At 39.3% G+C, this 15,386-nt stretch carries 12 protein-coding genes; 8 read left to right on the plus strand and 4 right to left on the minus strand.

Annotated elements, in window-relative coordinates:
• The first annotated feature begins 20 nt into the window (after positions 1-20).
• The 8 genes from E2491_RS11270 to E2491_RS11305 are packed head-to-tail and all read left to right on the plus strand — an operon-like array spanning position 21 to position 8,927.
• Complete coding sequence (locus E2491_RS11270; RefSeq protein WP_134375752.1) at positions 21-755, plus strand: acyltransferase; 735 nt, start codon at positions 21-23, stop codon at positions 753-755.
• Complete coding sequence (locus E2491_RS11275) at positions 755-2,164, plus strand: lipopolysaccharide biosynthesis protein (RefSeq protein ID WP_134375753.1); 1,410 nt, start codon at positions 755-757, stop codon at positions 2,162-2,164. Before E2491_RS11270 ends, E2491_RS11275 begins: the two co-directional genes overlap by 1 nt.
• Positions 2,165-2,181: 17 nt before the next feature.
• A complete protein-coding gene (wecB, locus tag E2491_RS11280; protein WP_134375754.1) occupies positions 2,182-3,240 on the plus strand; it encodes a non-hydrolyzing UDP-N-acetylglucosamine 2-epimerase in 1,059 nt (352 codons plus the stop codon).
• Between the two features lie 12 nt (positions 3,241-3,252).
• The gene (locus tag E2491_RS11285; RefSeq protein WP_134375755.1) at positions 3,253-4,635 is read left to right on the plus strand and encodes an O-antigen polymerase; all 1,383 of its coding nucleotides are present in this window, start codon (positions 3,253-3,255) and stop codon (positions 4,633-4,635) included.
• The gene (locus E2491_RS11290; protein ID WP_134375756.1) at positions 4,632-5,750 is read left to right on the plus strand and encodes a glycosyltransferase; all 1,119 of its coding nucleotides are present in this window, start codon (positions 4,632-4,634) and stop codon (positions 5,748-5,750) included. Before E2491_RS11285 ends, E2491_RS11290 begins: the two co-directional genes overlap by 4 nt.
• Entirely contained in the window at positions 5,747-6,835 is a 1,089-nt protein-coding gene (locus E2491_RS11295; protein WP_134375757.1) for a glycosyltransferase, read from the plus strand. Before E2491_RS11290 ends, E2491_RS11295 begins: the two co-directional genes overlap by 4 nt.
• Entirely contained in the window at positions 6,832-7,695 is an 864-nt protein-coding gene (galU, locus tag E2491_RS11300) for a UTP--glucose-1-phosphate uridylyltransferase GalU (protein WP_134375758.1), read from the plus strand. The genes E2491_RS11295 and galU overlap by 4 nt, the downstream gene beginning before the upstream one ends.
• A 5-nt stretch (positions 7,696-7,700) precedes the next feature.
• Positions 7,701-8,927, plus strand: a complete 1,227-nt coding sequence (locus tag E2491_RS11305) for a glycosyltransferase family 4 protein (RefSeq protein WP_134375759.1) — start codon at positions 7,701-7,703, stop codon at positions 8,925-8,927.
• Positions 8,928-8,971: 44 nt separating this feature from the next.
• Here the strand turns inward: E2491_RS11305 and E2491_RS11310 are convergent, their stop codons facing one another.
• The 4 genes from E2491_RS11310 to E2491_RS11325 all read right to left on the minus strand — a co-directional run bounded on the left by E2491_RS11310 (position 8,972) and on the right by E2491_RS11325 (position 15,359).
• Complete coding sequence (locus E2491_RS11310; RefSeq protein WP_134375760.1) at positions 8,972-10,519, minus strand: SpoIID/LytB domain-containing protein; 1,548 nt, start codon at positions 10,517-10,519, stop codon at positions 8,972-8,974.
• Positions 10,519-11,196 carry an SH3 domain-containing protein gene (locus E2491_RS11315; RefSeq protein ID WP_166805859.1) on the minus strand — a complete coding sequence of 226 codons (678 nt, stop codon included), beginning with the start codon at positions 11,194-11,196 and terminating at the stop codon, positions 10,519-10,521. The genes E2491_RS11310 and E2491_RS11315 overlap by 1 nt, the downstream gene beginning before the upstream one ends.
• A gap of 55 nt (positions 11,197-11,251) precedes the next feature.
• The gene (locus E2491_RS11320; RefSeq protein ID WP_134375762.1) at positions 11,252-13,891 is read right to left on the minus strand and encodes an SH3 domain-containing protein; all 2,640 of its coding nucleotides are present in this window, start codon (positions 13,889-13,891) and stop codon (positions 11,252-11,254) included.
• Between the two features lie 412 nt (positions 13,892-14,303).
• Complete coding sequence (locus E2491_RS11325; protein ID WP_134375763.1) at positions 14,304-15,359, minus strand: LCP family protein; 1,056 nt, start codon at positions 15,357-15,359, stop codon at positions 14,304-14,306.
• Between the last annotated feature and the right edge of the window lie 27 nt (positions 15,360-15,386).

A 15,386-nucleotide genomic window follows, 5' to 3' on the forward strand; every position in this document is an offset into this window, starting at 1 on the left:
CTTATTCGGGGGTGTTACACATGAATTTTATCGCTGAAAGTGCTTTTGTTGATTCGACCTCTTCTGTTGGACATTTTTCTGTTATAGAGGATCATGTAAAAATCGGACCCAACGTACAGATTGGGAATAGAGTGACGATTCACGAGGGAACTGAAATTGGAGAAGGAACGGTTGTTTTTGACGGAGCGGTAATTGGGAAAGCTCCTAAAGCTGGGAAAACAAGTACAGTAAAAGCTCAGAGTGATCTGAAGCCTTTAACAATCGGAAAAGACTGCACGATTGGTGCAAATGCTGTCTTGTACAGTGGCAGTTCAATCGGAGATTCTACATTAATTGCTGACCTTGCGAGCGTCCGTGAAAATGTAACGATCGGAGATCTGGTTATTGTAGGAAGAGGCGTTACTGTTGAAAACTTTGTAACCATTGGTACAAAAACGAAGATTCAGTCAAATTCTTATATTACAGCTTATTCAACTCTTGAAGAGCAGGTGTTTATTGCACCATGTGTAACAACAACGAATGATAACTACATGGGAAGAACCGAAGAGCGCTTTGATAAAATTAAGGGTGCAATTGTTAAAAAGGGTGCCCGTGTCGGAGGAGCTTCAATCATCCTTCCTGGAATCACCATTGAAGAAGAAACATTTGTTGCTGCAGGCGCGCTTGTAACAAAGGATACGGAACCGAAAACCGTTATCAAAGGCCTTCCTGCCAAAGTGCTTCGACCGGTTGAGGAGCGGGAGTTGTTAAAATAGTGATCAATCAATTAAAGCGTATAGGAGCGGATTCGCTCCTATACGCATTTATGAATGTAGGCACTAAACTGATTGCGTTTATTATGCTGCCGATCTATACGATGTATTTAACACCTGCAGAGTATGGAGCGCTGGACTTAATTGACCGCATGACGTCTATGCTGACGTTCCTTATTATTTTTGGAACGGATTCAGCACTTGCTTATTATTATTTTGAAACCAAGGATGCTAAAAAGAGACTCGAGCACGTCCGAAATGTCTTATATTTCAGGCTGAGTGTTGTCGTTGTCTTATTTTTGCTTGTCGTTTTATTTGACCAGGCAATCGCCGGTTTTCTGTTTGAAGACATGGTGTATCTGCCTATGCTTTATCTGGCAATGACTGTGCTGTTACTTGATAGTCTCGTCGTTGTGATCCTGATGGTCATGCGATTTGATTTTAAGACTAAAAGAGTTGTGATATTTACCGTTGCGAAAATGTTTTTAATCGCACTGATTTCCTACTTGTTTTTAGTTTATGTAGCACAGGATCCAGAGGTTGTATTATATGGAAGAATCATTAGTGTGGCAATTGTACTGGTCATGCTTTTATTTATGAGCTATCAGTATCTGGTGCCAAAAATCAACTGGTCATCGATGAAAGAGATGCTTAAGTATGCCACGCCTCTTGTTCCGGCTTCTATCGCCTTTTGGGTAATCGCGAGTTCAAGCTCGTTGTTTATTCAATACTTTGGAACGCAGAGTGAAGTAGGGATTTATGGTGCGGCTACAAAGCTTGCAACCATTATTACGTTAGTGACAAGTGGTGTTCAGCTGGCATGGCGTCCTTATTCTATGTCGATTAAAGATAAACCGGATAGTCCCGTACTTTTTTCAAAAGTTTATTATATTTTACTATTGATTGGGACATTTGGTTTGCTGGTCATTGCGACAATCATGCCATGGCTGATCGGTATACTCGGTGAGGAATATGAGTCAGCTTATCAATATGTAGCCCTCGTATCAGCTGCGACTTTCCTGAATTTCTTTTATCTGATTATTTCAGTCGGATTGTTTTTCAAAAAGAAAACAGGTGTTATTTCAGCAACCTTTGGCATTGTAGCCTTGGTTAATCTGGCTTTAAATTTCGCACTGATTCCTCCATTCGGTATATGGGGAGCAGTTATTTCATATTTAGCGAGTTACATGGCGGCGATTACATTTATTTTTTCAAAGAGTCAGAAGTATTACCATGTTCCGGTATCTTATATAAAAATGGTCATCATATTTTTGACAACCATTGCAGGTATTGTCTGGATTTTATTGATCCAGACAGGAGATATGCCGGCTGTTAATATGCTGCTTGCATGGGCAGCTTGGATTGTTGTGTTATTGTTAACAAGAATGGATAAAGCGATATTAAGATCATGATGGAGGAAAACTTGACCATGAATATTCTTACAATTTTAGGTGCAAGACCACAGTTTATTAAAGCAGCACCTGTTTCACGTGCATTACGTCAACATCACAATGAAAAAATTGTGCATACTGGCCAGCACTATGATGCTAACATGTCTGATATTTTCTTCGAAGAGCTTGAAATTCCGAAGCCTGATTATCATCTCGGTATTGGCTCAGCCAGTCACGGAAAACAGACAGGGGATATGATGACAAAAATTGAGGAGATCGTTCTTGAAGATAGACCGGATGCGATCCTCGTTTATGGAGATACTAATTCAACGCTTGCAGGAGCTTTAGTCGGAGCCAAACTTCACATTCCTGTACTGCATATCGAAGCAGGCTTAAGAAGCTTTAATAAAAAGATGCCTGAGGAAATTAACCGCATCATGACGGATCATGTTTCTGCTTTGTTATTTGCTCCTACAGAAACAGCCATTAACAACCTCAAAGACGAAAACATAACGAAAGGTGTTAGCAACGTTGGCGATGTCATGTATGATGCAGTCCTTTATAATCGTGAGCTGGCAGAAAAGAAATCTTCCATTCTTCAGGATTTATCACTCGAGGGAGAGGATTTTCTGTTAATTACTGTCCATCGTGCTGAAAATACAGATGACCGTGAAAAAATGGCTGCGATCCTTTCTGCATTTAACCAGGTTGATACGCTGAAGGTATGGCCGATGCACCCAAGAACAAAGCATAAGATTGAAGAGTATGGTTTCAATTTGTCTGATGTTAAGAACCTGAAAATAATTGAGCCTGTTGGCTATCTTGACATGATTCAGCTGGAAGTCGGTGCTGAAAAAATCGTTACTGATTCAGGAGGCGTACAAAAAGAAGCTTATTTCTTCGAAACACCGTGTGTGACAATGCGTGAACAGACTGAATGGGTTGAAACGCTTGAAGGTGAAGCAAATATTCTGGTCGGCACTGACGAAGAGAAAATTGTTCAGGCGATAAACAAAACGGTTTCTCCACAGTATAAAGAGCTGTTTGGAAATGGCCAGGCTGCTGAAAAGATCGTAGAGGAACTAGAAAAGCTCTAAGGCGGTAATCATATGATACACATTCTGGCGTGGCTAATCGTACTTGGTTTAGCCACCTATCTTTTTAAAAAAGCTTCTGGAACCCTGTCCATTTTCAAGCCGAATATGGTTAATATTGTTTTTTATTATTCCATGCTCGTCTCATCTTTTATCGGACCGCTTTTTATTGTTTTGGAAATAGATGACTACTATATGATTAATCGAATGCTGAATGATGAATACCGTTATATTGGGTTCTATCTGATTCTATTTGTCATGCTTTTCCTCCCACTAGTGATGTTTATTGTCACTAAGCTGTCAGGAATTCAAGCAGAGGCTGCACTTAATCAGTACCTGAAATCCAGCATTACGGTACCAAAAGACGATCGTCTTGACTTCTTCATCATCGGAAGCCTTTCGTTTATATCTCTTGTAGCGATTTTATATACATTATGGAAATCACCATACATTCCGATTCTAAATCTGTTGATGAATAATACGGACCTGTCAGCTGGTCAGCTTAGAATAGAGGCCTCAAGGAACTTTCAGGGAAATGTATTAATACGAAATATATTCGCGATTGCCATTCCGCCTCTCTTAACACTTATTACGTTTGGTTATGCAAGTGCTACAAAAGGCTTGAAATGGCGTCTTTTATTCGTTGTTATGTTTAGTGCAACAGTATTTATGAATATTTATGATCTGGCAAAATCCCCGATCTTCTTTTTCGGGATCATGTTCTTGCTTATGCTTCTATACACAGGCAGATTTAAGTTAAATGTAAAAAAAGTCTCAGTCTTGCTTGTTATGGGTACGGGTCTACTTGTGACGATGTATGTGGTGATCCAGGGAGTTACAAACATCAATTCCTTTTTATCTTATAATTCAGGTCCGGTTGGGCGCTTAATCCTCGCCCAGATTTCACCGTTTTTCCTGCATCTTGATCTGTTTGGAGACCGTGTTCCATTTTTGTATGGACAGAGTCTTCCAGGGACATTAACTGGTCTTTTCGATCAGCCGCATGTCCGTTCGGCAAGGGTGGTTATGGAGGAGATTTTTCCTGAAAGGATTGCTGACGGGACAGGTGGTGTATTAAACACGTTATATGCAGCGGAAGCGTACGCGAATTTTGGATATTTAGGAGTGGTAGTGAGTACAATATACATTGCTGCACTTATCCAATGTGTATACCTGCTGTTTTTAAAAATGAAAAAGACACCTGTCTTTATGGCTTTGTTCGTCTACTTTTCAATTAATTTTCCACGAACGGTTGTAGGAGGCTTTGCAGACTTTTTGTTTAACCCGATCTGGATGATGATTGTGACCATCTCAATGACAATTATCATTATTTCGAAAAATAGCCACTTACTTCCTAAGTTACGTATTAAAAAGAAGTTTGGAGGAACCTTGTCATGAATAAGGTTTTAATCTACTATCCATTTACATTATCTAAAAATGCCAATAGCGGTTCGAAGTTGAGACCGATTAAAATGCTTCAGGCTTTTCAGGAGTGGGGTCTTAAGAACAATAGTGAAATTCTATTGATTTCAGGAACCTCAAAAGAAAGAGAGCGGCTGATCAAATCCATCAGTGAAGAGGAATGGAAGGACATTTCTTTTTGTTATATGGAAAATCAGACCATACCTTTCTGGTTGACGGATCCGAACCATATACCACAATCTCCCTTTGTTGACTTGAAGTTGATGAGGCAATTAAAAAAGCATTCAATTCCAACAGGCGTTTTTTATAGAGATGTATACTGGAAATTCGATGATCTTTATCCGTTAAAGGGATATAAAAGATGGATCATGAGAAAAATTTATCGTTTAGAAGAATTGTTTTACTCTAAGTACATGAAAGTTTTATTTGTACCGAGTGATGCAATGGCCTCATTCGTGGATGTTAAATCATCTAAAGTTGCTCTTCCGCCTGGAGGCAGTCATAACAATCTTCCGGAACGCAGGAAAGAAGAATCAAGGTTGCCAAGAGGTTTATATGTCGGAGGAATTAATAACCCTGATTATGGACTTCCTTCACTCGTAAAAGCCGCTGAAATGGTAAATAAGGATGAAGTGAAGTTTCAACTTACCATTGTCTGCAGAAAAGAAGAGTTTGAACATATCAGTGAGGAACTCAAGAGGAAAATTGAATCCTTATCCATCACTGTGAAACATATATCCGGACAGGAATTAAATGAATTATATTCAGAATCTGACTTTGCTTTTATTCCGAGAAAAAGAACCATGTATCATGATTTTTCCGTCCCTGTAAAGCTGGTGGAGTATTTATCAAATCATTTGCCTGTATTAGCTACAAACTGTTCAGCTCAGGAGGTTATGGTTCAACAGTTTGGTCCTTTTGGAATCGTTTCGGGAGATCAGCCTGAAGAAATCCATGAGGGAATTATTAAAATGATTGAGCAGCATGGTGAAATAAAAGAAACAATAAAAGATCAGTTTCTCAAGCATCATAGCTGGCTCGAACGGGTAAATAAAGTTGAAACTGTATTGCTGGAGGATGTAAAGAGATGAAGATTCTGTTACTAGCACCTGGACGTTCCATTCATACTCATAAATGGGCAATGTACTATAAAGAGCGTGGATACGACGTGAAAGTTGCTTCTTTTGAACAACATTATTCAGAAGAAAATGCAAAAGAAATCGACACAATTTCTTTGAAACAGTCATTTCCCGGGAAATTGTCCTATTTTGGCTGTGTACCGCAAATAAAAAAGATCCTAAAAGAATTTAAACCGGATATCTTTCATGCTCATTATGTATCCAGTTATGGCCTGGTCGGGGCATTATGCCATTATGCGCCCTTTTATGTCTCTGTATGGGGACGTGATATATTTACCTTCCCTCAACAGGGGAAAGTGAATAAAGCAATGGCTACTTATACATTGAAAAAAGCTGATGTAATTTGTTCTACCAGTCATGTCATGGCCAAAGAAACAAACAAATATACGAATAAAAAAGTATTTGTAACGCCATTTGGCGTAGACATGTCACATTTCAGACCGATTGAAGATGTCTCCAAACCAGAGGGTTTCACAGTGGGAACCGTAAAAGCATTATCTGATAAATATGGTATAGCAGATCTTATTAAGGCATTCTCAATTGTTTCAAAGAAGCACCCTTCCCAATCAATGAATCTTTTGATCGTCGGGGACGGTGAACAGAGAAATGAATATGAAGAACTTGCTAAGGAATTAAGTGTGGATGCGCAAACTACATTCACGGGAAGAGTACACCATACTGAAGTACCTCAGTATATAAATAAGATGGACGTTTTTGGCGTACCCTCAACAGAAGACAGTGAGAGCTTTGGCGTTGCTGCAGTTGAATCAATGGCTTGCGGCGTGCCGGTAGTTGTTTCAGATGTAGGAGGCTTGCCTGAGGTCGTTAAAGATGGAGAAACAGGTTATGTTGTGCAAAAGCAATCTCCTGAGCAACTCGCTGAAAAGATCGAATTTTTAATGCTGAATCAGGATCAGGCCAGAATAATGGGCCAAAAGGGAATAGAACATGTTAAAAACACTTATGACTGGACCCTTAATGCTAAAGGCATGACAGAATTGTATCGACAAACTTTGAATAAGGGGATGAAATCATGATCAAGAAAGCTGTAATACCGGCGGCTGGACTCGGCACCCGTTTTTTGCCGGCAACAAAAGCACAGCCAAAAGAAATGCTTCCTATTGTTGATAAACCAACTATTCAATATATTATCGAAGAAGCAGTTAAATCAGGAATCGAAGATATTATTATCGTGACTGGACGTAATAAGCGGGCAATTGAGGATCACTTTGATAAATCTGTTGAACTCGAATTGTTACTTGAAAAAACGAATAAGCACGAAACACTGGAACTTGTCGAAGAAATTTCAAATATGGTAGATATCCATTATGTTCGACAGAAGGAACCGCTTGGTCTTGGACATGCCGTATTATGCGCTAAAAAATTTGTGGGGAACGAACCGTTTGCAGTATTATTAGGCGATGATATTGTCGATAGTGAAAAGCCAGCACTGCAACAGATGATTGAACAATATGAAACCGTACAGTCGAGTATCCTGGGTACAAAAGAAGTGCCACGGGACCAGACTGATAAATATGGTATTGTGGATTTTTCAGAGAAGGTAAACGATCTTTATAAAGTAAAATCACTGGTAGAAAAGCCGGCTATAGATGAAGCACCCTCAACACAGGCCATTGTAGGAAGATACATTCTGACTCCGCGCATCTTCGAACTTCTCGAAGATGTAAAACCAGATGCTAAAGGTGAAATTCAGCTAACGGAAGCCATTGATCAGCTTCTTGAATATGAAGAGATATACTCTTATATGCTCCAGGGAGAAAGATATGATGTTGGAGACAAGTTCGGTTTTTTGAAGGCTTCAATTGATTTTGCACTTAAAAGAGATGATTTAAAGGCTCAACTGTTTGAATATATTCAAACAGTTAAAAAAGGATGAGAGAATTGAAAATCATATATTTATGCCAACACTTTCCTCCTGAAACCGGAGCGCCTCAAATCAGGGTTTATGAGGTAAGTAAAGAATTGATTAAACAGGGTCACCAGGTTGAAGTATTAACGGCTTTTCCTCATCACCCACATGGGATTATCCCGGATGAGTACAAGGGAAAATTTTATGAGAAAGAGATGTGGGATGGAATACCCGTGCACCGAAGCTGGATTTATCCATCTCCAAAAGGATCCTTTTGGAAAAGGTTGATTTCATACTTTTCTTTTACTTTCAGTGCTTTTTATTCAATTATGAAGAGCAAGCCGGCTGATGTGATCATATGTAATTCGCCACCACTTTTCTTAGGTATAACTGGTTACCTTGGTGCTAAAATGAAAAGAGCGAAGTTTGTCTTTAATGTTGCAGATATCTGGCCGGAATCAGCCGTTAAGCTTGGATTGGTAAAGAACAAAACCTTTATCTCAATGGCTGAAAAACTCGAAATGTTTTTATATAAAAAGTCATGGAAAATTGCTGCAGCTACTGATGGTATAGCAGAGTATATGATTCAAAAGGGGAAAAAGCCTGATGACGTGTTTGTTCTTCCTAATGGCGTGAATACGGACTTTTTTTCACCTGTTGAAGCTGACCTTGAAGTAATGAATCAATATAACCTCCATGGAAAAAAAGTTTTTACTTATGCAGGGAACCTTGGTTACGCACAGGGTCTTGACTGTATTTTAAAAGCAGCATCACGATTAAAGCATCGTGATGACATTGTCTTTCTAATGGTAGGCGATGGACCAGAACGGGAAAAATTGATGAATTTGAAAGAAGAATTGAATTTAACGAATGTTCAATTTACCGGGCATGTAAAGCTCGATCAGATGCCTCAATTCTTCTCTGTAAGTGATTATAGTATTGTACCTTTACGGAATCTTGAAATTTTTAAAGGTGCCCGCCCTTCTAAAATTTTCCCTGCACTCTCAATGGAGAAACCGGTTTTATATTGTGGAGAAGGGGAAAGTGCCGACATCATTGAAAACGCAGAAGTCGGCCGGGTTGCAATTCCTGAAAATGATGAGGATATTGCAAAGAAAATTGAGGAAATGGCTTCAATTGATCAAATCACGTACGCTGAAATGGGGAAACGTGGTCGTGAATTAGTGAAAGCACACTATTCATGGAAAAGGATCGTCGACGATATGATGATTGCGTTCAGTAACGATAAAAAAAGCTAAGGTCAGTTTCAAACGACCTTAGCTTTTTTATATGCTTTCAAGTTTTACTTGGAAATAGTTGTGCCTCTATAGTAGTGTTTAAGAATCTGCTCAGCTGTCCATCCTTTTTCAGCATAAGCCTTGGCTCCGTACTGACTCATCCCGATTCGGTGCCCCCAGCCTTTACCGGTTAGTTCTACAGATGTAACTCCTGTTTCACCTTGTAAAGTTACAACCCCGCTATTTGTCTGAACTTTAGGTGAATTGGATGTAAGCTTGGATACACTTGAGGGTAATCTCACGTCGTATTTCGTCAAACCTTCTACCGTTACCGTACCTGTTGGTGTCATAACATTAAATCCTGAATTGGAGCGGTTAACTTTCATGTCAAACCAGCTGGAATACAGATAATAGAACGGTGCATCAAGCGGGAATAATTGTCGTACCTGGTTCTCATTATCACCAAGCGTTTTGCTACCGGCTGATGTAACAACGGTAACTGAACCTACTTCGTTATTAGCGCCTTTTCTATTTAAGATCACATCTTCCAACACGACAGAAGAATTATAGCCGAATGATTTTAGGATAGTTGCAGAATCAAATGTTTCAGTCCAGTTGGATCTGGTGGCATTCTCATCAGGACTATCAACTGAAACTAAATATGGAAAACTTGCCTGATTAGAGCGCCATACATCTCCAACGTTAGCTGTTTTACCACCACTTGTTGAGTGGAAGTAGGCTTCGATTGGTTGTCCGTTATAACGGATCAGCAAGCCGTTTGTCTGTTCTATAGCAGCATTTGTTCGGGCATTTTCATGTGTGAACCCCTGATAGACCTGTGAAGATGTAGAGCTCGAGAGAATTGATCCAGTTCTTTTAAACGCATAGGTTCTAGCAGCGATTGCCTGTGCTTTAAGCGCTTCAGTATGCCAGGAAGCAGGCATCTCACTCGGTACAACGCCTTTTAAATAATTTTCCATGGATAACTTATTAATAAACTCTACATTTTGTCCATTTGGACGTACCGTAAATGAACCTCTGTACTGCCTATTATTTTTTGAGACAGTAATTAACGGATTTGACGTAGTTGTAAATTGCTGAACAGCTGATTTTAAAACCCATCCTGATTTTCCGTTAACCGTTACATTTAACCATTCTTCACCCTGTGCATTTGTAAATGACTGTGTGAAGGTACCATTTTCACCACTTGGAATAGATTGAACAACTTCATACGCTGATGTAGCACCTTTTCGCATGTCAGTTGCTCTGATAAAAGATGCCAGTGATAAGTTACCAGGGAGTTCCTGTACTTCAAATCCCTTTACAGAATTAAATTGAGTTCTGCCGTAAATCATACTCAGACCACTTGCAGTACGGTTAAAAACCAGAGTCTGACCAGGTGTTATCGTGGTAACTTGTCCGTTATCCTGATTAATCACCTGATATCCACCATTTAACACTAAATTAGAGGTTTGACCTGTAGCAGTTTGAATTAATACCTGAACCGGACTTGAATAAGTAACTGGAGGAACAGCAGCACTTGTAGTGAAAGATGACGATATCCATACAGAAAAAATGAGTACACTGATTGTGAACCACTTTAACGCTTTCATTATCTCACCTCAACCAGTCCGCCAATGACCCAGCCCTCATTTCCTGATGGCGCTTTTACACGATGCCATGTTTCGCCGGCTGCATTTGTAAAGGATGAAAGGTACGCCATTGTCGTTCCACGTGGAATTGTTTCTATTACTCTGTAAGCTGTCGTCGCTCCTGAACGAAGGTTAACTTCTCCAAAGGCAAATACTTCTTTTGGAGCGGTTCCCGACGGTTTCGTGGTAGAAATGTCAGCGGAGTTGACCCAGGCAAGCGTGCTGGAAGTCAGTTCGACTCTATACCAAAGTCCGGTTGAACCACTATGCTGTCCAACAATTTTAAAAGAAGTACCCGCATTTTTATAAGCAACTACTTTGTATGCAGTACTTGCTCCAGTGCGGAAGGCTGTATTGTTCTTTGTTACATAAACCGTTGCCGGAGTCGTAGCAGGGGGAGGGGTTGAACCACCTTGACCGATCTGCTGTTTTAATGTGTTTATTTCCTGCTGTTGCTGACTTACCTGTTGTTTTAATGCATTTACTTCACTTTTAAGTGGATTAATCTGAGAGTTAACCCACTCTACACTTGCAAGAATAATATTTTCGTTGGCTTTTGTTACAGGTACAAATAGTAATCCCCCAGTTAAAGCGATTGCAGAAACAATAATGGCTGCTTTCTTTTTGAAAATTTTCAATTTCATTCCCTCCTGGTTTTAAAAAAGGAGCCCTAAAAAATAGAGCTCCTAAGTCTTAGAATTGACTAAAATATTCTGATAGTCCGTTTTTAATTCCAACTGCAGCTTTTTGTCTGAAAGCAGGATCTCTTAATAGGGCTTCTTCTGTCGGATTAGACAGGAAGGCCAATTCAAGAAGAACACTTGGAAGCTGATTCATACGGTTAACATAAAAGACTTCTTCTCGAACACCTCGATCGTAAGTGCCAATATTATAAACCATATGTTTATGAACAGATCTTGCTAAAGACAAGCTTCGTGGTCCGTTAAAGTTCACAGAAGCATTGTAAAATGTTGTGGATCCACGCGATGTACTTGAGAATGAATCTGCATGAATACTTACAAAAACATCGTAATCTGAATTATTTGAGATCGCTGTACGCTCAGACAATTCAAGGAAGACGTCAGTGCTTCTTGTCATAAGAACCGTTGCACCTTCATTTTGAAGAAGAGTCTGTAAGCGTTTTGCAGTGTCAAGGACTACGGTTTTCTCATAAAGACCGGTTGCACCGATCGCACCTGAATCTGCACCACCATGGCCGGCATCAATAATTATTCTCTTTCCTGACAGACCAAACTGCATAATTTTTAATGTTACCCGGTCTGAATAATTACGTAATGTAAATGTATAGCCTGGTTTAAATGTAACTACAACCGTATTTGTTCCATTAGCATTTCTTGAATTTTGGATACTGTCGATTCCCGGAATGCTCTGAGTAGGCAATTGGGCATCTGTAAAGTCACCAGTAATCCGTAATTGATTCGTTCCGGAAGTAGAGTAGGTTACATTAAAATTCGATGGTTTTACCCAATTAATGATTCCATTTCCATAAGCCGGAGCTGCGAGAATTTTGACGGATTGTGTAGAAGTTGAAGACGTTGGAATCCATCCTCTAACTCCTGCTGATGTTTCTACATTTAACCAGCTGCCGAGTGTCCCAAGTACTTGCAAACGATCGCTGACAGGAGGCCTTGCAGCTACAGCATAAGTTGTACTTGCGCCTTTATAAACAACTGCCTGTCCGATTGTATAACGGTATTCATAAGACTTTCTAATTTCGACTTCCTGAATCCATCCCGTTACACCTGTTGCAGTACGTACCTGGTACCATTGACTTCCATTTGTTGAATGAGACCCCGTTATGGTAACTTTTGTTCCAAATGCAGGATAGTTAACAATTCTATATTGCGTGGATGCACCAGAGCGTATCACTGCATTTTTTGTTTGAACCGTTCTTTCTTCCCCAATGCCAGAAGAAGACTCTTTGTTGGCAACAGAATGATGGAACCAGACTTCCTGACCGTTTCTAGTGGACATATACCAGAGGTCTGCCTGATTTCCATTCGTTTTAATAACATTCAGTTTTTCTCCTTCATTGGCTTTTTGGAGAATAGAATGTGATAAGGAAGGGCCGCTTCTGAGATTAGCATTATCAACGTTAATGACCATAACCTCTCCGGAAGCTTTTTCTGCAATTAGAAATGTTTCTTTGATCCACCCTGATACACCAGATGCTTCAATACGGTACCAGTTATCACCTAATGAATTATTAAATCTGTCAGTAATCTTTAAAGCTGTATTGAACTTGAGTTGAGAGACAACAGCGTATGCATCTGTGGCACCAGTTCTAACAGTTGCATTATCAGAAGAAGTATAGACAGTTGCGCCTTTAGCAAATTTATAGCTTTCGACTGGAAGGCTGCCTACAAATGCCTGGCTGTTAATCCATCCTCTTGAAGAGCCAAGATCTACGTTATACCAAAGCTGTCCATTGCCATTTGTATGCTCCCCTACTAACAATAGATTACTTCCGGCAGAAGCATATTGAATCAGTTTATAAGCATCAGATGCTCCTGTTCTAATAGCTGCCTGTGACAATGAAACCGTTTTGTTTTGCGGATATTGCGTTTGAGCAGGTGGCTTGTATTCAGTTAAATCGGTAGACAATACCCAGCCCTGTAGTGTTTGAAGATCAACTCTGTACCACTTTTCTCCTGAAGCATTTGTAAACTCGAGAATAGCATTAACATGGGTACCTTTTGATAGTCTTGTTAGTTCCTTATAACTTGAGGTTGCTCCACTTCTAACGATTACTGAGTCTTTGGCTACAGTAAATTTTTTGTTTATTTCTACTGGTGCTGCAGGTTGAGCAGGCGGAGGGCTGCTTTCGATTTTTTCAAGAAATGTTGAAATAACCCACCCAGTTACATTGTCATATGTAACTCTATACCACGTTTCGTTTGCAGCATTTTTAAAAACATCAATGACGCTGACAACCTTATCTTTTGAAACTTTATCCAGAACCTTGTATGCTGTAGTCGCACCTGAACGTACATTCACATTATCTTCAGTCACTCTTGCCTGTTGTCCAATTAAATCATTACTTTTAAACTTGGAAGCAAGAGCCCATCCTTTTAATCCGGCAGTAGACACGTTATACCATTTTTCACCCAGAGAATTGGTGAATTCACCAACGACCTGATAAGACTGTCCTTTTTTGAGGTCTAATAATATCCGGTATTGGACGGTTGCACCACTATGTAAAGATGTATCCTCACTTAGTTCTATGCTCGCTGGGTAGTCATTGGCTGAAGTAATCGTTGGCAATAGAAAAAACATGGTGAGCAATAAAGATGCAACTGCTATTTTTTTCACATAATCCCCCCAATTGAATAGTTAGCATCATTTTCTTAATGAAAATAATACTAAATTAGGATTTTAGATTAATCCTAAGGAATATTTTAATGCACAAAATAGGGGGAAACAAGGGTTTTTTTGAAGTATAAGTGACAAACTAGGTTATTTTGACTATTACAACCTATAAGAAACCAGTAATATCAAGGGCGTTAAAAATATTTAAATTTTTCTTTTATTTGTAAAATAGTCGTATAAACCTAAATTAAAAAATGTGATTGAGGAAGTGATGATGGTTGTTAATCGAATATAGTTTTAATTATAAGCAGAATCATTTACTTCCAAAAAATGCGTATTATCTTTTTATACTTACAAGGAATTAAAACGTAAAAAAAACAGAACATTCCTTGACGGAAATGTCCTGCTTTTTAAATTAATAATCGCTATCCGCATCTTCAGTTTCAGAGTCGGAGTTCTCCTGATCTTCAGAAGCATACGAAGACCTTGCTGTTCCAAGTGTTTCTTCGAAAGAGTTTTCTATTTCTTCAAGAGAGTATTCATCTGCCTGATAGAAAAACGTTCCTTCAACATACAATTCGTTCACATCGAGAGTTAACTGTTCAATTCTGGTATTCTTTAAATCAGAGTACAATTGGAAAAATTCCATGAATTTCCTCGGGCGGATATTTGTTTGAACGTTATTTCCAAGATCCTCGATTACATCGCCCACTCGTGTGATACTTGATACACTCACTGCCTTATCAACAATGGCTTTAACAACCTCCTGTTGACGTTCTGTCCGCCCTATGTCACCTTGGGGGTCATCCTTTCTCATACGAACATAAGCAAGGGCTTCACGTCCGTCCAGCTCTGCGCTTCCTTCACTAAATGTTTTCCACTGTTGTGGATCTGCTAATTGTGCACGAAATGTAAAGGGGATATCGACCTCCACACCATCAAATGTATCAACAACATCTACAAAGCCGTCAAAGTTTGTTTCTACATAATAATCTACCGGAACGTTTGTTAATTCATTCACCGCATCAACCGTTCCTTGTATATCTCCAAAGCTGTAAGAATGGGCTATTTTGTCTTCATAACCGAGTTCATCAATATAAACGAGTGTATCCCGGGGGATACTTAACATTTTTATTTCTTCCTTTTTAGGATTTACAGCCATGTACAGCAGTACGTCAGAGCGTCCATTAGTGTCATCCTGATTTTCAACCCCAACCAGTAACACAGTAAACGGCTCTTCTGACACTTTTATTTCTTTATCAGGATCGTTTGAACCACGTGTTGGTTCGATTTCTTTATATATTTTCTCTGAAGCTTCCTGAGCTTGCGTATATACATTATAGAAATATACTGAGCCTATGGCAAAAATCGACAAAGCTAAAATCAAAGAGCTGTATAAAAAAATCCGCAATCTTTTACGTCTTTTGTTTTTTTTCTGTCTCGTGATGACATACTTCGGGGGTTTATTCATATAAATCCTCTTTTCATAACAAATTGT

It is taken from the genome of Jeotgalibacillus sp. R-1-5s-1 (assembly GCF_004405105.1).
Taxonomy (GTDB): domain Bacteria; phylum Bacillota; class Bacilli; order Bacillales; family Jeotgalibacillaceae; genus Jeotgalibacillus.

Bases quoted from the DNA above. Each gene is read 5' to 3' on its own strand.
- E2491_RS11285 (WP_134375755.1), top strand. From the start codon at position 3,253: ATGATACACATTCTGGCGTGGCTAATCGTACTTGGTTTAGCCACCTAT.
- galU (WP_134375758.1), top strand. From the start codon at position 6,832: ATGATCAAGAAAGCTGTAATACCGGCGGCTGGACTCGGCACCCGTTTT.
- E2491_RS11295 (WP_134375757.1), top strand. From the start codon at position 5,747: ATGAAGATTCTGTTACTAGCACCTGGACGTTCCATTCATACTCATAAA.
- E2491_RS11290 (WP_134375756.1), top strand. From the start codon at position 4,632: ATGAATAAGGTTTTAATCTACTATCCATTTACATTATCTAAAAATGCC.
- E2491_RS11325 (WP_134375763.1), bottom strand. From the start codon at position 15,359: ATGAATAAACCCCCGAAGTATGTCATCACGAGACAGAAAAAAAACAAA.
- E2491_RS11310 (WP_134375760.1), bottom strand. From the start codon at position 10,519: ATGAAAGCGTTAAAGTGGTTCACAATCAGTGTACTCATTTTTTCTGTA.
- E2491_RS11270 (WP_134375752.1), top strand. From the start codon at position 21: ATGAATTTTATCGCTGAAAGTGCTTTTGTTGATTCGACCTCTTCTGTT.
- wecB (WP_134375754.1), top strand. From the start codon at position 2,182: ATGAATATTCTTACAATTTTAGGTGCAAGACCACAGTTTATTAAAGCA.